Source organism: Pseudomonas siliginis (assembly GCF_019145195.1).
In the GTDB taxonomy this organism is placed as follows: domain Bacteria; phylum Pseudomonadota; class Gammaproteobacteria; order Pseudomonadales; family Pseudomonadaceae; genus Aquipseudomonas; species Aquipseudomonas siliginis.
Map to the genome: position 1 here is coordinate 285460 of NZ_JAHSTW010000004.1, position 21699 is coordinate 307158.

Sequence of the window (21699 nt, forward strand, 5' to 3'; positions counted from 1 at the left end):
GTAAACGCGACACTGAAACGTCGCGTATCGGATAGTTCGCCCTCCAACAGTGCGTTTGTCAGCCAAATTCGTTAGGCTGGCCGCCATTTTTGCGTCCGCCGCCCACAAGGCAGCTACGCGCTTTAAGGGTCAGTCCCATACGGATCGACAGCATTTCCCTAATCCAACAGGGCAATCCCCCTCTAAATTCCGATTTCAGTAGTGTGGTATTACCTTAATGAAAGTTTTGAAAGGTCAGGACATCCTGGCACTTGGTTTTATGACGTTTGCCCTGTTTGTCGGGGCCGGTAACATCATTTTCCCGCCGATCGTCGGCTTGCAGGCCGGGCCTCACGTCTGGATGGCCGCACTGGGCTTCCTGATTACCGCCGTTGGTTTGCCGGTGGTCACCGTGGTGGCGCTGGCCAAGGTCGGCGGTGCGATGGATGCGCTGAGCAGCCCGATCGGCAAGATCGCCGGCGGTATCCTCGCGGCGGCATGCTACTTGGCCGTGGGTCCGCTGTTCGCCACCCCGCGTACCGCGACCGTATCCTTCGAGGTAGGTCTGGCGCCATTGACCGGTGAAAGCCCGCTGGCGCTGTTCCTCTACAGCTCGGTGTACTTCCTGCTGGTGTTCTTCATTTCGCTCTACCCTGGGCGGTTGCTGGATACCGTGGGCCGTTTCCTCGCGCCGCTGAAAATCATTGCACTGGCAGTACTGGGCATCGCCGCGTTCGCCTTGCCGGCGGGTGACATCGGTCACGGCACACCGGAATATGTGGCGGCACCGTTCTCTCAGGGCTTCATCAATGGTTACCTGACCATGGATACCCTCGGCGCACTGGTATTCGGCATCGTTATCGTCAACGCGATCCGCTCCCGTGGCGTCGAGTCGCCGGCGCTGATCACCCGTTACGCGATCATTGCCGGGCTGATTGCCGGCGTGGGTCTGGCACTGGTCTACGTCAGCCTGTTCCGCCTCGGGTCCGGCAGCCATGAAGTCGCAGTCGGCGCCACCAACGGCGCGGCGGTGTTGCATGCTTACGTGCAGCACACCTTCGGTTCGCTGGGCAGTGGTTTCCTTGCGGTGCTGATCTCGCTGGCGTGTCTGGTCACGGCGGTCGGTCTGACCTGTGCCTGTGCTGAATACTTCAGCCGTGTGCTGCCGCTGTCCTACAAGACGCTGGTGATTATCCTCGCAGCGTTTTCGCTGCTGGTCTCCAACCTCGGTCTGACCAAACTGATCGCCTTCTCGATTCCGGTACTCACCGCGATCTACCCGCCGTGCATCGTTCTGGTCGCACTGAGCTTCTGCAAGGATTTCTGGCATGAGCACGGGCGCATTCTTGGGCCGGTGATGCTGGTTTCCTTCGTTTTCGGCACCATCGACGCCCTGAAAGGCGCTGGTCTGGCCGACTGGATGCCAACTCAGCTGACCCATCTGCCGCTGAGCGAGCAAGGGCTGGCATGGCTGGTGCCATGCGTGATGACCCTGGTGGTCGCCGTGGTCTGTGATCGCCTGCTGGGCAAGCGCAGCGAAGTGACTGCCTGACGTGATGTGACCCGCCACAAGCGGGTCAGGCACGGTTAAACAGAAATGCCCCGTATCAATCGATACGGGGCATTTTTTATGCGCGTGAGGCAGTGTCTTTTTCCCTGAACTAACGTCGAAGGGTTGCCGAAATCGTTACGTGGGAGCGAGCCTGCTCGCGAATGCGTTGTGTCAGCCGCCATGAATGTTGCGTGGTACGCCGCTTTCGCGAGCAGGCTCGCTCCCACAGGTCATTCATACCGTGATCACATTTCACAAGGAATTGCATGTCGTTCATCCAAGCCAATCTGAGCCACTTGCTCGCCGCCGTCTGGTTCGTCGTCTGCTGGGGCGGTTACACCCGTTATGCCACCTGGAAGGCCCGTGATACGGCGTGTCTGGCCAGTGTGTTGCACCTTTACCGCGAAGACTGGATGCGCCGCATGCTGCTGCGTGACAACCGCATCGCCGATGCCAGCGTGATCGGCAATCTGGAGCGCAACGCGTCGTTCTTCGCCTCCAGCACGCTGATCATCCTTGCCGGTATCCTCACCGTGCTCGGTGCGTCCGACCGAGCCGTGTCGTTGTTGGCGGATATTCCGATGGTGCAGCAGGCGTCGCAGGGCATGTCGGAGATCAAGTTGCTGTGCCTGGCACTGGTGTTCGTCTATGCGTTCTTCACGTTCAGCTGGTGCATGCGTCAGTACAACTTCGCGGCGATTCTGGTCGGTTCAGCGCCGATGATCGGCGAGCGCCAAGTGACCGAGCAGGAACGCAAAGCCTTCGCTTCACGGGCGGCGCGGGTGATTTCGATGGCGGCCAACCAGTTCAACTTCGGCCTGCGTTCTTATTACTTCGGCATGAGCATGCTGGCGTGGTTCGTCAGCCCGTGGCTGTTCATGATCATGAGCGCGGGAGTCGTGGTGGTTTTGTATCGCCGCGAGTTTCATTCCGACGTTCTCGATGTCATGGTCTATACCCCTACAGAGGCGCCCGTCCCTGAGGCGAACAAAGAGGCTGTTTGATGAGTATTCCGTTCTGGTGTGTGTTTATCAGTGCTTTATTGATCTACGTGGCGCGTATGCCGGTGGCCAAGGCCATGAAAGAGCAGGGCGGGTATGACAATCACTTGCCGCGGCAGCAGCAGGCGCAGTTGACCGGCTTCGGTGCGAGGGCGCTGGCGGCCCATCAGAACAGCATCGAAGCCTTCATCCTCTTCGCCGTCGGCGTGCTGATGGCGCATACCACGCAAACCGCGGGTTGGCTGATCGATGCGCTGGCGATCATCTTCGTGATCTCGCGGATTTTCTATCTGTGGTTCTATCTGGCCGATCTGGCGAAGTTGCGCAGCCTGATGTGGCTAGTTGGCTTCATCTGTTCGCTGTTGCTGATGATTAGTCCGACTTTTAGAACCGTGTTGCTCTAATCGGTAAATCGCAGGCAAAAGAAAACCCGCACTTGGCGGGTTTTCTTTCACACCACAAAGCTTATTGCTTTTTGGCGGCTTCTTCTTGAGCAGCGGCGTTCGATTCAGCCTGAGCTTTGGCAGCTTCGGCGTTTTCTTTTGCTGCGTCGTTCACTTTATCCTGAGCTTTGTTCATGTCTTGCTGAGCTTGCTCAGCATGTTGGTTTGCATCTTGAGCTTTGTCCTCGGATTTTTTATCGCAGGCAGCGAGACCGAGGGAAGCGGTCAACATCAAGGCAATAGCTAAAGTCTTACGCATGGGGTGTATCTCCTTATGGAAAATAACTACTGGCCTTAAGAACTCGGCGCTACGGGTTAAGTTCCTCAATTGTTTCAGATATATAAGTTTGTTTTATCACGGAACTTTTGCCGCTTTTCTCACTACTGGCACAAGGCCCAAACGCGAGTAATTATCACATGGCCGAAAACCCCGTTTTTGAGCGCGCGACGCGCTTTTTATCGGCATTGCGCCACTGTCAGGTCCTCGGTCTGCAGGTGCACAGTGCCTCCAGCGAAGGGCTGACGGTGATCCTGCCGTACAGCGAAAAAATCGTCGGCAATCCCGAAACCGGAGTCATTCATGGCGGCGCCATCACTTCGCTGATGGACACCGCCTGCGGCATGTCGACACTGTGCGTGCTGCCGGAGTTCGAAGTCTGTCCGACCCTCGATCTGCGCATCGACTACATGCACGCCGCTGAACCGAACAAAGCCGTGTACGGATTTGCCCAGTGCTACCGCGTCACCACCGACGTGATCTTTGCCCGTGGTTTTGCCTACCAGGACGATCCCGAGCAACCGATTGCCCACGTCGTCGGCACATTCATGCGCATGGGCATCGGCCTGAAGGGCAGCAAAGGTTTCGCGGGCGCGATCAAGGGAGCGAGCCAATGAGCAACGATCTCAGGGAGCAGCTGCAACAGGCCCACGCGCAGGGCGATTACACGCCGCTGCTGGCGTTGATTCCTTATGCCGGGCTGATCGGTATCGAGTGCTCGCGAGTCGGCGATGAGTTGCTGTTCAAGCTGCCGGCGAACAAGGACAACATTGGTAACCCTTTATTGCCGGCGATCCACGGCGGGGTGATTGCCGGCTTCATGGAGCTGGCCGCAGCCCTGCATCTGCTGATTTTCACCGGCACGCCGGGTGTGCCGAAGATCATCGATTTTTCCCTCGATTACCTGCGCGCCGGGCAGTTTCGCGACACTTGGGCCAGGTGTCAGGTCTGCCGTCAGGGCCGTCGCGTCGCTAACGTAGCGGTAACTGCCTGGCAGAGTACCGAGGGCGAACCGATCGCCACCGCCCGCGCGCACTTCAAAATTGATGAGCCCTTGAAATCCTGAGCAGCGCCCCCAACTCAGATGACAACCCGCCGCAGACCATTTCGGGTCGCGGCCACTGCCATCTGATTGGAGTTTGATGACCATGAGTGTGGAAACTCAAAAGGAAACCCTGGGCTTCCAGACCGAGGTAAAGCAGCTGCTGCACCTCATGATCCATTCGCTGTATTCGAATAAGGAAATTTTCCTTCGCGAATTGATCTCGAACGCCTCTGACGCTGTCGACAAGCTGCGCTTCGAAGCCCTGGCCAAGCCTGAGTTGCTCGAAGGTGGTGCTGACCTGAAAATCCGTGTGAGCTTCGACAAGGACGCCAAGACCGTCACTCTCGAAGACAACGGTATCGGCATGAACCGTGACGATGTGATCACCCACCTGGGTACCATCGCCAAATCCGGCACCGCCGATTTCATGAAAAACCTGTCCGGCGATCAGAAGAAAGATTCGCACCTGATTGGCCAGTTCGGTGTCGGCTTCTACTCGGCCTTCATCGTTGCCGACAAGGTTGACGTTTACAGCCGTCGCGCCGGCACCGATGCCAGCGAAGGCGTGCACTGGTCGTCGAAAGGCGAGGGCGAGTTCGAAGTCGCCACCATCGACAAGCCAGAGCGCGGCACCCGCATCGTCCTGCACCTGAAATCCGGCGAAGACGAATTCGCGGATGGCTGGCGTCTGCGCAACATCATCAAGAAGTACTCCGACCACATTGCTTTGCCGATCGAACTGCCGAAGGAAGTCACTCCGGCCGAAGGCGAAGAGGCTCCAGCCGTTGAATGGGAAACCGTCAACCGCGCCAGCGCCCTGTGGACCCGTCCGCGCACTGAAGTCAAGGACGAGGAATACCAGGAGTTCTACAAACACATCGCTCACGACTTCGAGAATCCGCTGTCGTGGAGCCACAACAAGGTTGAAGGCAAGCTCGAGTACAGCTCGCTGCTGTACGTGCCGGCCCGCGCACCGTTCGACCTGTACCAGCGTGAAGCGCCGAAAGGCCTGAAGCTGTACGTGCAGCGTGTGTTTGTGATGGATCAGGCCGAGTCGTTCCTGCCGCTGTACCTGCGCTTCATCAAAGGCGTGGTCGATTCCAACGACCTGTCGCTGAACGTGTCGCGTGAGATCCTGCAGAAAGACCCGATCATAGACTCGATGAAAACCGCGCTGACCAAGCGTGTGCTCGACATGCTGGAAAAACTGGCGAAGAACGAGCCTGAGCAATACAAGGGCTTCTGGAAGAACTTCGGTCAGGTCATGAAAGAAGGCCCGGCAGAAGATTTCGCCAACAAAGAGAAGATTGCCGGTCTGCTGCGTTTCGCATCGACCCAGGGCGACGACGGCGAGCAGGTTGTCGGTCTGGCTGACTACCTGGCCCGCGCCAAGGAAGGTCAGGACAAGATCTACTACCTCACCGGCGAAACCTACGCGCAGGTCAAGAACAGCCCGCACCTGGAAGTCTTCCGCAAGAAAGGCATCGAAGTGCTGCTGCTGACCGATCGCATCGACGAGTGGCTGATGAGCTACCTCAGCGAATTCGACGGCAAGACGTTTGTCGACGTGGCGCGCGGTGACCTCGATCTGGGCAACCTGGACTCGGAAGAGGACAAGAAAGCCGCTGAAGAAGTCGCCAAGTCCAAAGAGGGTCTGGTCGAGCGCCTGAAAACTGCGCTGGGTGATTCCGTGGCTGAAGTCCGCGTATCTCATCGTCTGACCGATTCGCCGGCCATTCTGGCCATCGGCGAACAGGATCTGGGTCTGCAAATGCGCCAGATTCTCGAAGCCAGCGGGCAGAAAGTCCCGGATTCGAAGCCGATCTTCGAATTCAACCCGAGCCACCCGCTGATCGAGAAACTCGATGGCGAGCAGAGCGAAGAGCGTTTTGGCGATCTGTCGCACATCCTCTTCGATCAGGCCGCCCTGGCGGCGGGCGACAGCTTGAAGGATCCGGCCGCTTATGTGCGCCGGCTGAACAAGCTGCTGGTTGAACTGTCGGTTTGATCACGTTGTAGGAAAAACCCGCTTCGGCGGGTTTTTTCGTTCTGGTGTTTACTCAATCAGGAGTCAGAAATGAGCCAAGTCACTGTACGTTCCGTGGTCTATCAGATTGACGGCCAGGCCTATGAAGGTCGCCTGGCGTTCGACGCCGAGCACAAGGCTGCGCGCCCGGGTTTGCTGATGGCGCCGAACTGGATGGGCGTCAGCGCCGGTGCCGAAGACATCGCCAAAGCGGTAGCGGCAAAGGGTTACGTGGTGCTGATCGCGGATGTCTACGGCCAGAGCGTACGTCCGCAGAACGCAGACGAGGCGCTGGCAGCAATGATGCCGCTCAAGGACGACCGCGCGCTGCTGCGCAAACGTCTGCAAGTGGCTTTCGAGCAATTGCAGAGCCAGGGCGAAGCCACGGTGGATACTTCGAAACTGGCGGTGTTCGGTTTCTGCTTCGGCGGTTGCTGTGCGCTGGATCTGGCGCGCACCGGCGCGCCGGTAAAAGCGGCGGTGTCGTTCCACGGCACGCTGGATTCGCCGAACCCGGCGGATGCGCAGAACATCAAGGGCTCGGTGCTGGTGCTGCATGGCGCGTCCGATCCGCTAGTGCCGAAGGAGCAACTGCCAGCGTTCGAAGATGAAATGAACGCGGCGAAGGTCGACTGGCAACTGCTCAGCTATGGCGGTGCGGTGCACTCGTTTACCGATCCGCATGCCAACGTACCGGGCAAGATGATGTACGACGAAAAGACCGCCAAGCGCGCGTTCAAGTCGATGCATGATTTGCTGGATGAAGTGTTCAACGGCTGAGTCAGTTTTCAGGCGCTGACTTGATCGGTGTCTGATCTGGCCTCTTCGCGAGCAGGCTCGCTCCCACAGGGAATGCATCACTAACCACTGTGGGAGCGAGCCTGCTCGCGAAGACTGACTGAGGCCCTCTACAAATCTCAGGGTAGTTCGATCCGCTCGACTTCCCCCGGCACCGTCGGCCAATCCCCGGCCGCCCACTTGCGCCGTGCCTCATCAATCGCCGCCGGATCGCTTGCAACAAAATTCCAGTTGATCCGCCTCGGACCGTCCAGCGCCGCGCCGCCGAACACCACTGCGTGCACATCGCTTTCGGCAAACAGGCTCGTCTCTTCGCCGGCTGGCAACACCACCAGCGCATGCGGCTCGATCGCCTCGCCATTCAACTGCGCATCACCGCTCAACACATACACCGCGCGTTCTTCATGCTCGGTGGGAATCAGCAATGTGGTCGCGGTCTGCATCTTCACTTCGGCATACAGCGTAGGAGAAAGCACCGGGACCGGCGATTCCAGGCAAAAGCCTGACCCGGCAATCATGCGAATCTGCACGCCGAGGTTATCGCTGACCGGCAACGTCGCTGCCGGATGATGACTGTAATGCCCAGGGCCTTCTTCGTGTGCCTTGGGCGAGGCCAGCCAGACTTGCAGGCCGTGCAAAGTGAAGGTCTCGGCGAGCAGTGGCCCAGGCGTACGCTCGACGTGGGCGATGGCGCTGCCAGCGGTCATCCAGCTGACATCGCCGGCGCCGACCACCTGATCGGAGCCCAGGCTGTCCTTGTGCTGCAATTGCCCTTCGAACAGATAGGTAAGCGTCGACAGACCAATGTGCGGATGCTGTCGGATATCCATGCCTTTACCCGTCGGATAAATCGTCTCGAGCATGTGGTCGAAAAACACGAAAGGCCCGACGTTGCGGCATTTGGCTGACGGCAGCGGGCGCAGAATCGGCTGGCCTTCGACGTCTTCGGCGCGCGGGCGGATGATCAGGAGTGGCGTGTCCATGGTGCATTCCAGGCTGAGCGGGTGATGCCAGAAGCATAACCCGCCGCTGGCATCAGGAGGATTATTGGCTGTCGAAGCCTTGTGGTGCGTGGGTTTCGATGCTGACTTCGCTGGTGGTCATCAATTTGTGAATCGGGCAGCGATCGGCCACACGCAGCAGTTCCTCGCGCTGGGCGTCAGTCAGCACGCCTTTGAGCGTCAGGGTGACATGCAGGGCGTATTTGCCTTTCTGTTCCTGGCTGTTGTCGCGCTTCACTTCGACTCCCACGCCGGTCAGCGGGATGTCTTTTTTCTTCGCATACATTTTCACGGTCAGCGCTTTGCAGGCGCCCAGCGCAGCGTCGAAGTAATCGTGTGGCTCTGGCGCGGTGCCTTCACCCCCGGCGGTTTTCGGTACATCGGCAAACAATTCGTGGTCGTCGATCTGGACGGTGTGACGAAAACCTTCGGCAGAGACGGTATTGACGGTAACAGTCATGGAAACCTCACAGGCGGCAGGAAAAATCGTTCGATCAAAGCAGACCTTGCAGTTATAGAGCATTCCCGGCAGTGGGCGTTCCGCTTTTCGGCAGGGATGAACCCTTGTCGTTCGGGCGCGGTCTAGGCTATGCCCATCTGCCGGAGATTACTTGTGTCCTTGTCTCGTCTGAGTCTTGCCTGTCTGCTGCTGTTCGCTGGCAGCGCCAGTGCCCGCGAATACACCTACAGCGATGCGCACCTGCATTACGTGGATTTTTTCCAGGAAAGCGCCGGCATGCAGAAATTGCTCACGGCCATGAAGGACAATTCCATCGAGCACGTGATGATTTCCGGCATTCCCGTGGCGAAGAAATGGCACGAAGACGAACCCAAGCGTCCGCGCTACTACGCCGGCGATGACGCCGATGCCTATTGGTACAGCGCCACTGACGTGATCGTTGCCGACGCGGTGGAAAAGCTTGCGCCGGAGCAGCGCCAGTACTTTCATCCGTTCCTGTCCGGCTTCAATCCCAATGACAAGAATTCCGCCGCGCACATCCAGCGCATGCTCGACCTGTATCCGGGGTTGTGGCAGGGCATCGGCGAGGTGTTCACCCGGCACGATGACCTGACCGCGCTGACCTCCGGCGACACGCCTCGAGCGAACAACGAGGCAATGACCAAGATCTATCACCTCGCTGCGGAAAACGATCTGCCGGTGATGCTGCATTCCAACATCACTTCCAAGCGTGAGAAAAATCCGCTGTACCTGAAGGAAGTTGAAGAGCCGCTGCGCAACCATCCGCACACGCGATTCATCTGGGCGCATGCCGGCACCAGCGCCGAGATCCATCGGCATCAGACCCAGTTGCCGTTTCTCCTGCCAACCCTGACGCGCATGCTTGAGGCTTATCCGAATCTGTTTATCGACCTGTCGTGGAGCATGCTCACGCCGTATCTGCTGGACGAGCAGGGCAAGCCGCGCGCCGAATGGCTGGCGCTGGTGGAAAAGTACCCAGAGCGCTTCATGCTCGGCTCTGACGTGGTAGGACGGTTCAATAAGCTCGGTCAGGAAATGCACAGCTACAAGCCGTTTCTCGATGCTTTGCCGGAAGGGGTGGCGCGCAAAGTCGCGCGGGATAACTTCCTGGCGATATTGCCGCGCAACACAGAAAAACCCGCTGCTCCGCGCTGAAACGTCACAGCCAAGGGTTCGGACTAGCCGCTCGTCCGCCTATCGCCTTTTCGTCTTACGCAATTTCAGGGCAATGCCGATACCTTCTAAAGCAACCCGCTGCAGGCTGATGCAGCGCTTTTGGAAGGAGCCAGAGTGATGAATATCCGTAGTCTCAATATTGCCCCGCGCGCCGGTCTCGGTTTCGGCCTGCTGGCCTTGATGGTGTTTGCCCTCGGGGCGTTCGCCTTGCTGCAAATGTCGAACATGCGTGCGCAGTCCGATGAAGTCGACAACAACTGGCTGCCAAGCGTGATGGCGGTCGGTGAAATGAGTCAGGACATGCTGCGCCTGCGTGCCTTGACCATGCGCCTGTTACTCAACCGTGACCCCAAGGCACTGGAGCAGAATATCGCCAAGCTCGACGAGCTGCGCAGTGGCTTGAGCGAAGCGCAGCAGCGTTATGACGGTCTGATCGTGCTGCCTGAAGAGCGCGTATTGTTCGAACGCTTCAAGGGCACCGAGCACAAATACCTTGAGCTTCAGGCACAAGTCCTACAGCTGTCGGCGCAGAATCGGGTCGCTGAGGCTGCGACGATTCTCAATGATCAGATGAGCCCGCTGGCCGATGAAATCGCCGCTACTCTGCGTGAGCTGGTCGAGTTGAATAAACAGAATGCCGGTCTGGCCACTGAGGCCGCGCGGCTGGTGTTCAAACAATCGCGACTGTGGGTCGGAGTAATGATCGCCATGGCTGCGCTGATTACCATTGGCCTGGCATTGCTGCTGACGCGCAGCATTGTCGTGCCATTGTCGCAATCACTCAGCGTGGCTGAAGTGGTGGCCGGTGGGGATTTGACCGGTGACATTCACATCACTGGCAAAGACGAGCCAGCGCGCCTGCTGCAAGCGCTGAAAAGCATGCAGCACAATCTGCGCGACACGATCCGGCGCATCTCCGAGTCGTCCACCCAGTTGGCCTCGGCTGCCGAAGAACTCAGCAGCGTCACCGAAGACGCCACTCGCGGCTTGCATCAGCAGAGTCAGGAAATCGAGCAGGCCGCCACAGCGGTCAACCAGATGACAGCAGCGGTGGAGGAGGTGGCGAACAACGCCGTGGCCACCTCCGAAGCTTCCCGCGAATCCGACCGTATCGCCCGGCAAGGGCGCGAGCAAGTGCAGCAGACGGTGACGTCGATCGAGTTTCTCGCCGGCGATGTCACCAACAATGCCGCGCAAGTCGAGGCGCTGGCGCAAAAGGTTCATGGCATCAGCAAAGTGCTGGATGTGATTCGCTCGATTGCCGAACAGACCAATCTGCTCGCACTCAACGCTGCGATCGAAGCTGCGCGCGCCGGTGATGCCGGGCGTGGTTTTGCGGTAGTGGCAGATGAAGTGCGGGCTTTGGCGCATCGCACTCAACAGTCGACCCAGGAAATCGAGCAGATGATCGGCGGGATCCAGCAGGGCACCGATTCGGCGGTCAGCTCGATGCAGCAGAGCAATTCTCGGGCACGCTCGACCCTTGAGCTGGCGAAGAGCGCAGGCTCGGCCCTGGAGGAAATTGCCTCGGCGTTTACCTTGATCAACGAGCGCAATCTGGTCATCGCCAGCGCCTCGGAAGAGCAGGCAGCAGTGGCGCGCGAGGTGGATCGCAATCTGATGAATATTCGTGATCTGGCGATGCAGACATCGGCGGGCGCCAATCAGACCAGTGCGGCGAGTCAGGAATTGTCGAAGTTGGCGGTGGATCTGAACGGGATGGTGGCGCGGTTTTCTGTCTGACCGCGCAATCGACTGCAATTAAAACCTGTGGGAGCGAGCCTGCTCGCGAAAGCGCAGTGTTGGGCACTGAAAAGGTTGGCTGAGCAGACGTCTTCGCGAGCAGGCTCGCTCCCACAGGGATTGGTGTGTTTGCGAAAACTGCGGACATTAAAAAGCCCCGCATTCGCGGGGCTCTTTTTTGTTGCGGTCGATCAGCTGCCTTTGACGGTCTTGCCGTTGACCGTACCGTCCTGGAGCATGATGTTGTACTCCTTGCCGTCAGTCTCGACCTGTTGCAGGCGCACCAGCAGGTAGTCCCAATCCTTGGCGAACCACAGCACGGTGATGCGCTTGCTTTGCGTCGGGTCGCGCACGCGCTCGACCTTGATAGCGTCGATCTGGCCGGCCTTGGTGTCGACCTTTTCCGAACCCAGCACGCGGAAGTCATAGGTATCGACTTCGCCATCATCAACCACCTGATAGCTCATGCTTTTCTTGCCGGCGGCAACGTCGTGCTGCAGCGCCAGTTGATAGGTCGACTTGTCGACCATGCCGCGGTTCAGCGGGATCTTCACCGCGTCGCCACGGTCGGTGCCGGTCACCAGTTTATTGGCCCAGTCGAAGTCCAGATCAGCTTTTTTCGCTTTGCCCAGACCACCACGTTCAAAGTGGTAGGACTGCGGCAGCAGGGTGTCCTTGTCCAGCTTCAGGGTGCTTTCTTCCGTCAGGCTGGCGATCATCATCGAGGCCTTGAAGCTGAGCTTCCAGACGCCGTCGGCTTCCTTGGTCAGGCTGCGTTCGGCGGTGCCGCTCATGGGCAGCTGCTTCCAGTCGGCGGTGTAGCTGGCGGAGAACGGTTGAAGGTCCGCTGCCTGCGCGAAGGGCAGGGCGAGCAGAGCGCAAGCGAAGAGCAGGGCGCGACGCATAATATCTCCTAGTGTCGAATCAAGTGGCCGCTGGCGGCGAGTAACTGGCCGTCGAGTAAAGCGCCCTGGTCACCGAGTGTCAGCCTGCCTTCGGCAAACCAGCGTACTGCCATCGGGTAGATCAGGTGTTCCTGAGCGTGGACTCGTTGCGCCAGACTCTGCGGCGTGTCGTGCAACTCTACCGGTAATACTGCTTGTACGACCAGTGGTCCGCCATCGAGTTCCTCGGTGACGAAGTGCACGGAGCAGCCATGTTCCGTATCGCCGGCCTCCAGCGCGCGCTGATGAGTGTGTAACCCTTTGTATTTGGGCAGCAGCGACGGGTGGATGTTGAGCAGGCGACCCTGATAGTGGCGCACGAAATCAGCGCTGAGAATGCGCATGAAGCCGGCCAGCACCACGAGTTCGGGGTTGAATTGGTCGATCAGTTCGATCAGCGCGGCATCGAAGGCCTCGCGGCCCTCGAATGCCTTGTGATCCAGCGAGCGGGTGGCGATACCCGCGTCGCGGGCGCGTTGCAGGCCGTAGGCGTCGGCGCGGTTGGAAATCACCGCAGCGATGCGGACCGGGCTGTCGCCGGTCCGCGTGCTGTCGATCAGAGCCTGCAAGTTACTGCCGGTGCCGGACAACAGCACCACGACATCACAGGACTTTGGCATCAGTGAGCCTTGAGGTTCTTCAGCTCGACCTGCGCAGCGCCCTCGGCGGCCACGGCGATCTGACCGATGACCCAAGGCTGCTCGCCAGCGTCACGCAGAGTGTTCAGGGCCACTTCGACGTGCTCCTGAGCCACGCAGATGACCATGCCAACGCCGCAGTTGAGCACGCGGTGCATTTCGGTTTCATCAACGTTGCCTTTCTCTTGCAGCCAGTCGAACACTGCCGGGCGAGTCCAGCTGGCCACATCAACTACAGCCTGAGCGCCTTTTGGCAGTACGCGCGGAATGTTGTCGAGCAGACCGCCACCGGTGATGTGGGCCATGGCCTTCACAGCGCCAGTGTCCTTGATCAGCTTGAGCAGTGGCTTGACGTAGATGCGGGTCGGGGCCATCAGTAGGTCGGTCAGCGGTTTGCCGTCGAGCTGGGTGTTTTCGATGTCGGCGCCGGAGACTTCGATGATCTTGCGGATCAGCGAGTAGCCGTTGGAGTGCGGGCCGGACGATGGCAGGGCGATCAGGGCGTCACCGGTGGCGACTTTCGAGCCGTCGATGATTTCCGCTTTTTCCACCACGCCGACGCAGAAGCCGGCCAGGTCGTAGTCTTCGCCTTCGTACATGCCTGGCATTTCAGCGGTTTCGCCGCCAACCAGCGAGCAACCCGACAGTTCGCAGCCAGCGCCGATGCCGGTAACCACTTGGGCAGCGGTGTCGACATTCAGTTTGCCGGTGGCGTAGTAGTCGAGGAAGAACAGCGGCTCGGCGCCGCACACCACCAGATCGTTGACGCACATGGCGACCAGGTCGATGCCGATGCTGTCGTGCTTGTTCAGGTTCAGCGCCAGACGCAGCTTGGTGCCGACGCCGTCGGTGCCGGAGACCAGCACTGGCTGCTTGTAGCCGGCCGGGATTTCGCAGAGGGCGCCGAAACCGCCCAGGCCGCCCATGACTTCCGGGCGCGCAGTGCGCTTGGCGACGCTCTTGATGCGTTCGACCAATGCTTCACCGGCGTCGATGTCTACACCGGCGTCCTTGTAGCTCAGGGAGGGTTGCTTGCTCATGATCCAGGCCTTTAGGGGAGGGGATTCAGGGGGTAACGACCGAGTTCAGCGGGAACATCGAACTCGATGGGCGATCGCCTCACGCGAGTTTCGAGGGGCCCGGCTGTTGCCGGTCTGCGAAGGCGCGCGATTTTATCAGGCTTGAGGGGCAGCGGCCATCCTCGCACCGACGGGCAGGGCCATATCGGCGGAAATTTTTTGCAATCGCAGGGTATGACTGCCTGTATAAGGTGTGGCGATTAACCGTCTATCGTTAGGACTGTGCAAAAACTTACCGCCACCGTGTGAATGTTTTGCAAGAGGTGGGGGTCACAGCCTTGCTCAACCGGTTCACGCGGCGTGTTCCAGCCGCTCCTGTCGACGGGAATTTTCCATGCGTTTTTGTAAATTGTTATTTGTAGGCTGCCTGACGCTGGTCAGCCTGGCGAGCCATGCCGAAAACCTCAAAGGCCTGTATCAGGTGCGTCAGCCGGTCAACGGCCAGGCGCCGGAAGAGCGCGATCGCGCCACGCAGGCAGCGCTCGATACCCTGGTGCTGCGCCTGACCGGCGACCCGAAAGCCGCGCAGAACCCGGGGCTGGCGCCGATCCGCAAGGACCCGCAGCAGATCATCAGCCAGTTCGGTTTCGATGCCGGGCCACCGGAAGTGCTGAAAGTCGATTTCGATCCGGCAACCACCGAGCAGGCCTTGCGTCGGGCCGGGTTGCCGGTGTGGGGCGCCAGTCGGCCGTCGATCCTCGGCTGGTGGCTGAACGATTCAACTGAAGGTGCGAGCTTGGTCGGTGATGGTCAGGCCGCAGCCGCGATGTTGCGCACGGCCGCGCAACATCGCGGTTTGCCCCTGCGCTTGCCCCTGGCTGATCTCAGCGAGCAACTGGTCGCCACCGCACCTGCGCTGGAAAGCGCTGATCCCGCGCCCCTGCGCAGTGCTTCGGAACGCTACAGCGCCGACGCCTTGCTGGCGGTGCATGCCCGCGAAGTGGGCGGGCAGTGGCAGGCAAAATGGCGCTTGTGGCTCGGTGATCAGAAAGAGGCCGGCAGCGTGCAGGGCGCCGATCAGGCAGCTGTTGCCGATGCGGTGATGCTGGCGGTAGCCGAGCGTCTGGCGCCGCGATTTGTCGCCAAGCCCGGCGCGTCGGGTCAGCAGACGCTGGAAGTGCAGGGCATGAATCTGGAGCACTATGCGGCGCTGCTGCGGTTACTCGAACCGTTCGGCGTGCGTCTGCAAAGCGTGCAGGGTGATCGCATCGTCTACCGGGTCAATGGCAGCGTCGATCAATTGCGCGCGCAATTGTCGCTGGCGAAGTTGCAGGAACTGCCGGTCGAAGCGCCGGCCCCGGTGGCGCCTGCCCAGCCAGCGGCGGATGGTGCGCCTGCGGTGGCAGCGCCAACCCCGGCAGCGGCGGCACCGTCGTTGCGGTTTCGCTGGTAAGTCTTTCCTTATATAGAAGCATCAGGAGTGGTAAATGGCCGATACGCGGCGTTGGTTCTGGCTCGGTGGGGTAGTCCTGCTTTGCGCGTTTGTATGGTTGCTGCATCCGATCCTCACGCCGTTTCTGGTCGCGTTGTTGCTGGCTTATCTGTTCGATCCGCTGGTGGATCGTCTGGAGCGGCTCGGGTTGTCGCGAACCTGGGGCGTGATTGCCGTGTTTGCCTTGTTCACCTTGATCGTCACGGCGTTGATGCTGGTGCTGGTACCGATGCTCGCCAAGCAGTTGCTGCGTTTGTACGAGCTGGCGCCGCAGATGCTCGACTGGTTGCAGCACACCGCTGTACCGTGGGCGCAAGCGAAACTGGGGCTGTCGGACGGCTTCTGGAAGTTCGATAAAGTCAAAGCTGCGATCAGCGAGCACATGGGCCAGACCACCGACATCGTCGGTGTGGTGCTGAGTCAGGCGACGGCGTCGAGCCTGGCGCTGATCGGCTGGCTGGCGAATCTGGTGCTGATTCCGGTGGTGAGCTTCTATCTGTTGCGCGACTGGGACGTGATGATGGGCAAGATCCGCAGCCTGTTGCCCCGTGATCGCGAAGAGCGCGTGGTTTCGCTGGCGGGCGAGTGCCACGAAGTGCTCGGCGCGTTTGTGCGCGGGCAGTTGCTGGTGATGGTTGCGTTGGGGGTGATTTACGCGGCTGGCCTGATGATCGTCGGTCTGGAGCTGGGGCTGTTGATCGGCCTGATTGCCGGTCTCGCGGCGATCGTGCCGTACATGGGTTTTGTCATCGGCATTGGTGCGGCGCTGATCGCCGGATTGTTCCAGTTCGGTGGCGATCTGTACCCGATGGTCGGGATCGTCGCGGTGTTCATGGTCGGTCAGGCACTGGAAGGCATGGTCTTGACGCCGCTCCTGGTCGGGGATCGCATCGGCCTGCACCCGGTGGCGGTGATCTTCGCGATCCTCGCGGGTGGCGAGCTGTTCGGTTTCACCGGCGTGCTGCTGGCGTTGCCAGTGGCGGCGGTGATCATGGTGCTGGTGCGTCATGTCCACGACTTGTATAAGGATTCCGGGATCTATAGCGGCGTTGACGAACCTGAGCTGTGATGGCGCGGGCGGCCCGGCGCTTGGCCGGGCTGGCCCGTTTCGTGCGAGCGAGGGCGCCAGAGAGTCTGTCATCAAACCGCTGCGTCAACGCAAACCTTTGATTTTGCTTGGGGTCTGTCGCATTGTGCGCTCAGCCTCACGGGTATAAACTTCGCCAACTTTACACAGAGGCCACTAACGGTTCCTTTGAGAACTGTTCAGTCAGCATGAAACCGATTCAGCTGCCCCTAGGTGTGCGTCTGCGTGACGACGCCACCTTCATCAACTACTACCCAGGCGCCAATGCCGCTGCACTCGGCTATGTCGAGCGTCTCTGCGAAGCCGACGCCGGGTGGACGGAGAGCCTGATCTATCTGTGGGGCAAGCACGGCGTCGGGCGCACGCATCTGTTGCAGGCCGCGTGCCTGCGCTTCGAGCAGATGGGCGAACCGGCGGTGTATCTGCCGCTGGCCGAGTTGATGGATCGCGGCGTGGAAATCCTCGACAACCTCGAACAGTACGAACTCGTCTGCCTGGATGACTTGCAGGTAATTGCCGGCAAGGCGGACTGGGAAGAGGCAATGTTCCATCTATTCAATCGTCTGCGTGACAGCGGTCGGCGCCTGCTGATCGCCGCGTCCACTTCGCCGCGCGAATTGCCAGTGAAGCTCGCCGACCTTAAATCGCGCCTGACCCTGGCGCTGATCTTCCAGATGCGCCCCCTCTCCGATGAAGACAAATTGCGTGCGCTGCAATTGCGCGCGTCACGTCGTGGGTTGCACCTGACCGATGAAGTCGGGCACTTCATTCTCACTCGCGGCACGCGCAGCATGAGCGCGCTGTTCGATCTGCTCGAGCAGCTTGATCAGGCTTCATTGCAGGCGCAACGCAAGCTGACCATTCCCTTTCTCAAGGAAACTCTGGGCTGGTAGTAGTGGGCTTTTGCCAGCTTTCAGGCGCCAGAAAACCCGCTTATTTGCGGCGATCCACCGGCCAGGCGAATTACGCGCTTAGATGTAAACGCGAAACCGGGAAGTCACATAAAGTTCGATTGAATTTGCAAATGAGGACGATAGCGGGCATAGTCTCGGCTTCTTTACAACTATCAGCCACGGTCGTGCCCATGCTAAAGCGCTTCGCACCCCTCGTGCCTCTCGCACTCGTTACCCTGTTATTCGGTTGTGCTGCTCATTCTCCGGTTCAAGAGCCGCCGCAACAGGTCAAGAATTCTGCTACCGCCCAGTCCTCCGTTATTTATCAGGAAGAGCTGGACACCGAAAAAGAACTCAACCAGTTCAACGGCAGCAAGCCTTATCAGCTTCCTGTACTGGCTGACAGCATCCTCGAACGCGGCATGTCCCTGATCGGTACCCGTTACCGTTTCGGCGGTACCTCTGAAGCCGGCTTCGATTGCAGCGGTTTCATCGGTTACCTGTTCCGCGAAGAGGCGGGCATGAACCTGCCGCGCTCCACTCGCGAAATGATCAACGTTGATGCGCCGCTGGTTTCGCGCAGCAACCTTGAGCCGGGTGATCTGCTGTTCTTCGCCACCAATGGTCGTCGCGGTCGTGTCAGTCACGCCGGCATCTACCTGGGTGACAACCAGTTCATTCACTCCAGCAGTCGTCGCAGCGGCGGTGTGCGCATCGACAGCCTGGGTGACAGCTACTGGAGCAAGACTTTCATCGAAGCCAAGCGTGCACTCGCCATGGCGCCGACCGTGGTCACCGCTCGCAAGTAACCTGCATGTCGCTGCGTTCGCGGCGACAAAACGGCACGGCAACGGAGTAGACCTAAACTTTACAAGGTGAAGTTAAAGTCTTACTTGAAGTTTGCCGCGTAGCCGCTAGAATCCTGAATCTATATTGATGGCAAACCGCCTGCGTGATGACGCAGGCGGTTTTGTTTCTGTCCATTCGGCAGAGAAAGCCGCAGCCAGATCAGGATGTTCTGCTTATGACGATGTCGGCCCGCCTCACCTTGATCCTTTGCGCCGCGCTGCTCAGCGCCTGCGCCAGCCGCACACCGCCGCCAGCCCCCGTGGTTCGCGCGCCGATCGTGTTCGCTCCCTCCCAGGCTTTTTCCCCCGTTGCTGAAGACGTACTGTTCCGTGCCCTCGGCCTGGTCGGCACGCCGTATCGCTGGGGCGGCAACACGCCAGATTCCGGTTTCGATTGCAGTGGTCTGATCGGTTTCGTCTACCGCGACGCGGCGGGAATTTCGCTGCCACGCTCGACCCGCGAGATGATCGTCATGCAGGCGCCGAATGTCGGCAAGGAAGGCTTGCAGACCGGCGACCTGATTTTCTTCGCCACCAATGGCGGCTCGCAGGTCAGTCACGCGGGGATTTATGTCGGTGAGGGGCGCTTCGTGCATGCGCCGGCCACTGGCGGCACGGTCAAGCTCGATAGCTTGTCGAAGGCCTATTGGCAGAAGGCGTATCTGAGCGCCAAGCGGGTGTTGCAACCGGGGCAGCTGGCGCATAACCCCTAGCGCGTATGCATAACTAATTGTGGGAGCGAGCCTGCTCGCGAAGGCGGAGTGTCAGTCGACAATAATCTGATTGATAAACCGCTTTCGCGAGCAGGCTCGCTCCCACATTTTTTGCTTCGCGCTTAACTTACTTGCTGGCAGAAACGCGCCACACCTTGTTCCCCACATCATCCGCCACCAGCAAGCCACCTTGCTGATCAATCACCACGCCCACAGGGCGGCCCAGCGCATTCTCGTCCTTGTCGAGGAAACCGGTCAGCACATCCACCGGCTGCCCGGTCGGTTTGCCGCCAGTGAACGGCACGAAAATCACCTTGTAGCCGCTGTGCGGTTTGCGGTTCCACGAGCCGTGCTGGCCAATGAATGCGCCTTCCTTGAATTGCGCCGGCAGGCTGTTGCCCTCGGCGAAGGTCAGGCCCAGCGAAGCGGTGTGCGGACCGACCGCGTAATCCGGAGCGATGGCCTTGGCCACCAGATCAGGATTCTGCGGTTTGACCCGCACATCGACGTGTTGCCCGTAATAGCTGAATGGCCAGCCATAGAAGCCGCCGTCCTTGACCGAGGTTATGTAGTCCGGCACCAGATCGCTGCCGATTTCGTCACGCTCGTTGACCGCTGTCCACAATGCGCCGCTGGTAGGTTCCCAGGCGAGGCCGTTGGGGTTGCGAATGCCCGAAGCGAAGATCCGATGATTGCCGGTCGCGCGATCGACTTCCCAGATCGCCGCGCGGCCTTCTTCCTGATCCAGACCGTTTTCGCCGACGTTACTGTTCGAGCCGACGGTGACGTAGAGCTTGTTGCCGTCCTTGCTGGCGATGACGTTTTTGGTCCAGTGGTGATTCAGCGTGCCGCCGGGCAAGTCGACGACTTTGATCGGTTGGGTCTTGATCTCGGTGGCGCCCGGCTCGTAGTTGAAGCGCAGCAGGCGGTCGGTGTCGGCTACGTACAAATCGTTGCCAACCAGCGTCATGCCGAATGGCGAGTTGAGGTTCTGCAGAAATACCGTGCGGGTTTCTGCGACGCCATCGTGGTCGGCATCACGCAACAGGGTGATGCGGTTGGGGCTGGGTACGCCGGCACCGGCCTTGCCCATGACTTTCTTCATCACCCAGCCACGAATGCCTTTGCTGTCATCGGGCTTGGGCGGCGCATTGGTTTCCGCCACCAGCACATCGCCGTTGGGCAGCACGTAGAGCCAACGCGGGTGATCGAGGCCTTCGGCAAACGCGGCGACCTGGGTGCCGGCCGCTGCGGTCGGTTTCGTGCCTTCCGGCCAGCCCACCGCCGGAGCGATGTTCACTGTCGGGATCAGCGTCTTGTTCGGTTCGGGCAGTTTCGGTGACGGACCGGTGCCGTCGGAGACTTGCAGGCTGGAGGTTTCACCGCAGGCGGCGAGCCCGCCAGCGACGGCGATGATAAGAGCGAGTTGGGCCTTGCGCATTGCTGATCTTCCCTATGAATGCATTCCTAAACATAGAGGAGGGCGCAGGCCCGATGGTTCAACTGCTCAACCGCGGGCTTCCTTGAACAGCACGGCGATGCCCGGATGATAGTTGCCCGTGTCGCTGTGCAATTTGCGATAGGCGTAGGGGAAATACCAGGCCACGGCGCAGGTGTGTTCCTTTTGCAGGTCGTCGACCATGTCCTGCAGTTCTTCAGGGCTGGCGCTGTGCTGGGCTTTTTGCGGAGCAACAAAGAGGCAGCCGAGCTTGAGATCGCTGGCGTAACTGATGCGCTTGGCATCAGCGGTGACGTCGAGCAGTGCCTGGGTCAGGTTGAGGTTGTTGACTCGTGGCCAGCGTTGCGTGGCCTGAATGAACGCGCGGTCTTCGGCGCCGGCAATCAGCAGATCTGCGCGAGCATTGCGTTCGCCTTCTTCGTTCTGTTTGCGCGTGGCCGTGTCGTTCAGCGTGACCATTTCAGCCATCCACGCCGCTGCCGCGAGCAGGCCGAGATTGGCTTTCTCGTCGTGCCAATATGGCGTGTCGTTGTCGCCGCGAACGGTGTTGTAGCGATCGATACAGTCAAACCAGCGTTCCAGCACCGGGCGCAGAAATTCCAGGCGCGGGTTGCTGATAATCATGCCTTGCATCGTCGTCATCCTTATTGTTGTAGTGGGCTTTCGAAAAGAGCATGGCTCTTTGATATCACTTGTCGCAGTCTGGCACAAGATTGCCGCTGCACAATGGATCAGCGGCAGTTATTCGCGCGCAAAGCGCCTCTTCAATTGACGCTCCACCCCCAACCCTCTAACCTTCGCCGCTTGTTTCAGGTGCTCTGTGGCCCCGCGTCGACAGAGTGAAACAGGGAAGCCGGTGAGGGTGGTCTTCAAGCGAAGCCACGACGATCCCGGCGCTGCCCCCGCAACGGTAAATGAGTGAAAACTGCGCCTTGAGCCACTGCCTCGAAAGAAGCGGGAAGGCGCGCAGTCCGGCGAAACGCCGCTCATGAGCCCGGAGACCGGCCTGATCCATCTCAGCGGCATCACGGTGGGCGATGCCAGGCTTTTTGCCGTCTATTCTTGTGCCTGCCCGCCGTTATCC

22 protein-coding genes and 1 riboswitch are annotated in these 21699 nt (G+C 59.8%); of the genes, 14 read left to right on the plus strand and 8 right to left on the minus strand.

The window, feature by feature from the left end:
• Positions 1–217: 217 nt before the first annotated feature.
• The 3 genes from brnQ to KVG87_RS10925 all read left to right on the plus strand — a co-directional run bounded on the left by brnQ (position 218) and on the right by KVG87_RS10925 (position 2936).
• Entirely contained in the window at positions 218–1531 is a 1314-nt protein-coding gene (gene brnQ / locus KVG87_RS10915; RefSeq protein ID WP_016773681.1) for a branched-chain amino acid transport system II carrier protein, read from the plus strand.
• Between the two features lie 266 nt (positions 1532–1797).
• Complete coding sequence (locus KVG87_RS10920; protein WP_217850682.1) at positions 1798–2535, plus strand: DUF599 domain-containing protein; 738 nt, start codon at positions 1798–1800, stop codon at positions 2533–2535.
• A complete protein-coding gene (locus KVG87_RS10925) occupies positions 2535–2936 on the plus strand; it encodes an MAPEG family protein (RefSeq protein ID WP_056783897.1) in 402 nt (133 codons plus the stop codon). Before KVG87_RS10920 ends, KVG87_RS10925 begins: the two co-directional genes overlap by 1 nt.
• A 61-nt stretch (positions 2937–2997) precedes the next feature.
• Here the strand turns inward: KVG87_RS10925 and KVG87_RS10930 are convergent, their stop codons facing one another.
• Positions 2998–3234 (minus strand): hypothetical protein, encoded by a 237-nt coding sequence (locus KVG87_RS10930; protein ID WP_007959016.1) that lies wholly within the window; start codon positions 3232–3234, stop codon positions 2998–3000.
• 158 nt (positions 3235–3392) lie between these two features.
• Here KVG87_RS10930 and KVG87_RS10935 point away from each other — a divergent pair, with 158 nt between their 5' ends.
• The 4 genes from KVG87_RS10935 to KVG87_RS10950 all read left to right on the plus strand — a co-directional run bounded on the left by KVG87_RS10935 (position 3393) and on the right by KVG87_RS10950 (position 7103).
• A complete protein-coding gene (locus tag KVG87_RS10935) occupies positions 3393–3869 on the plus strand; it encodes a PaaI family thioesterase (protein ID WP_024012154.1) in 477 nt (158 codons plus the stop codon).
• Complete coding sequence (locus KVG87_RS10940) at positions 3866–4318, plus strand: PaaI family thioesterase (RefSeq protein WP_041479556.1); 453 nt, start codon at positions 3866–3868, stop codon at positions 4316–4318. Before KVG87_RS10935 ends, KVG87_RS10940 begins: the two co-directional genes overlap by 4 nt.
• Positions 4319–4400: 82 nt before the next feature.
• Positions 4401–6305, plus strand: coding sequence for a molecular chaperone HtpG (htpG, locus tag KVG87_RS10945; protein WP_042607640.1), 1905 nt, complete (start codon positions 4401–4403; stop codon positions 6303–6305).
• A 69-nt stretch (positions 6306–6374) separates the two neighbouring features.
• Positions 6375–7103, plus strand: a complete 729-nt coding sequence (locus tag KVG87_RS10950; RefSeq protein ID WP_122704671.1) for a dienelactone hydrolase family protein — start codon at positions 6375–6377, stop codon at positions 7101–7103.
• Positions 7104–7240: 137 nt separating this feature from the next.
• On the opposite strand, the gene KVG87_RS10955 is transcribed toward KVG87_RS10950, so the two are convergent.
• Together KVG87_RS10955 and KVG87_RS10960 are read right to left on the minus strand one after the other, a co-directional pair.
• Positions 7241–8104: a pirin family protein gene (locus tag KVG87_RS10955; RefSeq protein ID WP_217850684.1), complete on the minus strand. Its 864-nt coding sequence runs from the start codon at positions 8102–8104 to the stop codon at positions 7241–7243.
• A 61-nt stretch (positions 8105–8165) separates the two neighbouring features.
• A complete protein-coding gene (locus tag KVG87_RS10960; RefSeq protein WP_016773690.1) occupies positions 8166–8582 on the minus strand; it encodes an OsmC family protein in 417 nt (138 codons plus the stop codon).
• A gap of 129 nt (positions 8583–8711) precedes the next feature.
• Here KVG87_RS10960 and KVG87_RS10965 point away from each other — a divergent pair, with 129 nt between their 5' ends.
• Positions 8712–9758 carry an amidohydrolase family protein gene (locus KVG87_RS10965; protein WP_217850685.1) on the plus strand — a complete coding sequence of 349 codons (1047 nt, stop codon included), beginning with the start codon at positions 8712–8714 and terminating at the stop codon, positions 9756–9758.
• Between the two features lie 138 nt (positions 9759–9896).
• A complete protein-coding gene (locus KVG87_RS10970) occupies positions 9897–11522 on the plus strand; it encodes a methyl-accepting chemotaxis protein (RefSeq protein WP_217850686.1) in 1626 nt (541 codons plus the stop codon).
• 191 nt (positions 11523–11713) lie between these two features.
• Here the strand turns inward: KVG87_RS10970 and KVG87_RS10975 are convergent, their stop codons facing one another.
• Genes KVG87_RS10975 through purM form a run of 3 tightly spaced genes read right to left on the minus strand, consistent with a single transcriptional unit; the run spans position 11714 to position 14144 of the window.
• Positions 11714–12427: a DUF3108 domain-containing protein gene (locus tag KVG87_RS10975; protein WP_056783915.1), complete on the minus strand. Its 714-nt coding sequence runs from the start codon at positions 12425–12427 to the stop codon at positions 11714–11716.
• A gap of 8 nt (positions 12428–12435) precedes the next feature.
• The gene (purN, locus tag KVG87_RS10980; protein WP_217850687.1) at positions 12436–13086 is read right to left on the minus strand and encodes a phosphoribosylglycinamide formyltransferase; all 651 of its coding nucleotides are present in this window, start codon (positions 13084–13086) and stop codon (positions 12436–12438) included.
• Complete coding sequence (purM, locus tag KVG87_RS10985; RefSeq protein ID WP_016773695.1) at positions 13086–14144, minus strand: phosphoribosylformylglycinamidine cyclo-ligase; 1059 nt, start codon at positions 14142–14144, stop codon at positions 13086–13088. Before purM ends, purN begins: the two co-directional genes overlap by 1 nt.
• A gap of 373 nt (positions 14145–14517) precedes the next feature.
• Between purM and KVG87_RS10990 the strand changes: the two genes are divergently transcribed.
• The 5 genes from KVG87_RS10990 to KVG87_RS11010 all read left to right on the plus strand — a co-directional run bounded on the left by KVG87_RS10990 (position 14518) and on the right by KVG87_RS11010 (position 19156).
• The gene (locus tag KVG87_RS10990; RefSeq protein ID WP_217850688.1) at positions 14518–15576 is read left to right on the plus strand and encodes a DUF2066 domain-containing protein; all 1059 of its coding nucleotides are present in this window, start codon (positions 14518–14520) and stop codon (positions 15574–15576) included.
• 34 nt (positions 15577–15610) lie between these two features.
• The gene (locus KVG87_RS10995) at positions 15611–16684 is read left to right on the plus strand and encodes an AI-2E family transporter (RefSeq protein WP_041479548.1); all 1074 of its coding nucleotides are present in this window, start codon (positions 15611–15613) and stop codon (positions 16682–16684) included.
• A 206-nt stretch (positions 16685–16890) separates the two neighbouring features.
• The gene (hda, locus tag KVG87_RS11000) at positions 16891–17595 is read left to right on the plus strand and encodes a DnaA regulatory inactivator Hda (RefSeq protein ID WP_007919828.1); all 705 of its coding nucleotides are present in this window, start codon (positions 16891–16893) and stop codon (positions 17593–17595) included.
• Positions 17596–17786: 191 nt separating this feature from the next.
• Positions 17787–18404 carry a C40 family peptidase gene (locus KVG87_RS11005; RefSeq protein ID WP_016773699.1) on the plus strand — a complete coding sequence of 206 codons (618 nt, stop codon included), beginning with the start codon at positions 17787–17789 and terminating at the stop codon, positions 18402–18404.
• A gap of 215 nt (positions 18405–18619) precedes the next feature.
• The gene (locus KVG87_RS11010) at positions 18620–19156 is read left to right on the plus strand and encodes a C40 family peptidase (RefSeq protein WP_041479547.1); all 537 of its coding nucleotides are present in this window, start codon (positions 18620–18622) and stop codon (positions 19154–19156) included.
• 127 nt (positions 19157–19283) lie between these two features.
• Here the strand turns inward: KVG87_RS11010 and KVG87_RS11015 are convergent, their stop codons facing one another.
• Positions 19284–20597, minus strand: coding sequence for a PQQ-dependent sugar dehydrogenase (locus tag KVG87_RS11015; protein ID WP_217850689.1), 1314 nt, complete (start codon positions 20595–20597; stop codon positions 19284–19286).
• Positions 20598–20663: 66 nt separating this feature from the next.
• Positions 20664–21248 carry a hypothetical protein gene (locus KVG87_RS11020; protein WP_217850691.1) on the minus strand — a complete coding sequence of 195 codons (585 nt, stop codon included), beginning with the start codon at positions 21246–21248 and terminating at the stop codon, positions 20664–20666.
• Between the two features lie 161 nt (positions 21249–21409).
• A riboswitch (cobalamin riboswitch) is annotated at positions 21410–21639 on the plus strand.
• Positions 21640–21699 lie beyond the last annotated feature (60 nt).

Coding starts and splice junctions, on each gene's coding strand:
- brnQ (WP_016773681.1), top strand. CDS start 218: ATGAAAGTTTTGAAAGGTCAGGACATCCTGGCACTTGGTTTTATGACG.
- KVG87_RS10920 (WP_217850682.1), top strand. CDS start 1,798: ATGTCGTTCATCCAAGCCAATCTGAGCCACTTGCTCGCCGCCGTCTGG.
- KVG87_RS10925 (WP_056783897.1), top strand. CDS start 2,535: ATGAGTATTCCGTTCTGGTGTGTGTTTATCAGTGCTTTATTGATCTAC.
- KVG87_RS10930 (WP_007959016.1), bottom strand. CDS start 3,234: ATGCGTAAGACTTTAGCTATTGCCTTGATGTTGACCGCTTCCCTCGGT.
- KVG87_RS10935 (WP_024012154.1), top strand. CDS start 3,393: ATGGCCGAAAACCCCGTTTTTGAGCGCGCGACGCGCTTTTTATCGGCA.
- KVG87_RS10940 (WP_041479556.1), top strand. CDS start 3,866: ATGAGCAACGATCTCAGGGAGCAGCTGCAACAGGCCCACGCGCAGGGC.
- htpG (WP_042607640.1), top strand. CDS start 4,401: ATGAGTGTGGAAACTCAAAAGGAAACCCTGGGCTTCCAGACCGAGGTA.
- KVG87_RS10950 (WP_122704671.1), top strand. CDS start 6,375: ATGAGCCAAGTCACTGTACGTTCCGTGGTCTATCAGATTGACGGCCAG.
- KVG87_RS10955 (WP_217850684.1), bottom strand. CDS start 8,104: ATGGACACGCCACTCCTGATCATCCGCCCGCGCGCCGAAGACGTCGAA.
- KVG87_RS10960 (WP_016773690.1), bottom strand. CDS start 8,582: ATGACTGTTACCGTCAATACCGTCTCTGCCGAAGGTTTTCGTCACACC.
- KVG87_RS10965 (WP_217850685.1), top strand. CDS start 8,712: ATGCCCATCTGCCGGAGATTACTTGTGTCCTTGTCTCGTCTGAGTCTT.
- KVG87_RS10970 (WP_217850686.1), top strand. CDS start 9,897: ATGAATATCCGTAGTCTCAATATTGCCCCGCGCGCCGGTCTCGGTTTC.
- KVG87_RS10975 (WP_056783915.1), bottom strand. CDS start 12,427: ATGCGTCGCGCCCTGCTCTTCGCTTGCGCTCTGCTCGCCCTGCCCTTC.
- purN (WP_217850687.1), bottom strand. CDS start 13,086: ATGCCAAAGTCCTGTGATGTCGTGGTGCTGTTGTCCGGCACCGGCAGT.
- purM (WP_016773695.1), bottom strand. CDS start 14,144: ATGAGCAAGCAACCCTCCCTGAGCTACAAGGACGCCGGTGTAGACATC.
- KVG87_RS10990 (WP_217850688.1), top strand. CDS start 14,518: ATGCGTTTTTGTAAATTGTTATTTGTAGGCTGCCTGACGCTGGTCAGC.
- KVG87_RS10995 (WP_041479548.1), top strand. CDS start 15,611: ATGGCCGATACGCGGCGTTGGTTCTGGCTCGGTGGGGTAGTCCTGCTT.
- hda (WP_007919828.1), top strand. CDS start 16,891: ATGAAACCGATTCAGCTGCCCCTAGGTGTGCGTCTGCGTGACGACGCC.
- KVG87_RS11005 (WP_016773699.1), top strand. CDS start 17,787: ATGCTAAAGCGCTTCGCACCCCTCGTGCCTCTCGCACTCGTTACCCTG.
- KVG87_RS11010 (WP_041479547.1), top strand. CDS start 18,620: ATGACGATGTCGGCCCGCCTCACCTTGATCCTTTGCGCCGCGCTGCTC.
- KVG87_RS11015 (WP_217850689.1), bottom strand. CDS start 20,597: ATGCGCAAGGCCCAACTCGCTCTTATCATCGCCGTCGCTGGCGGGCTC.
- KVG87_RS11020 (WP_217850691.1), bottom strand. CDS start 21,248: ATGCAAGGCATGATTATCAGCAACCCGCGCCTGGAATTTCTGCGCCCG.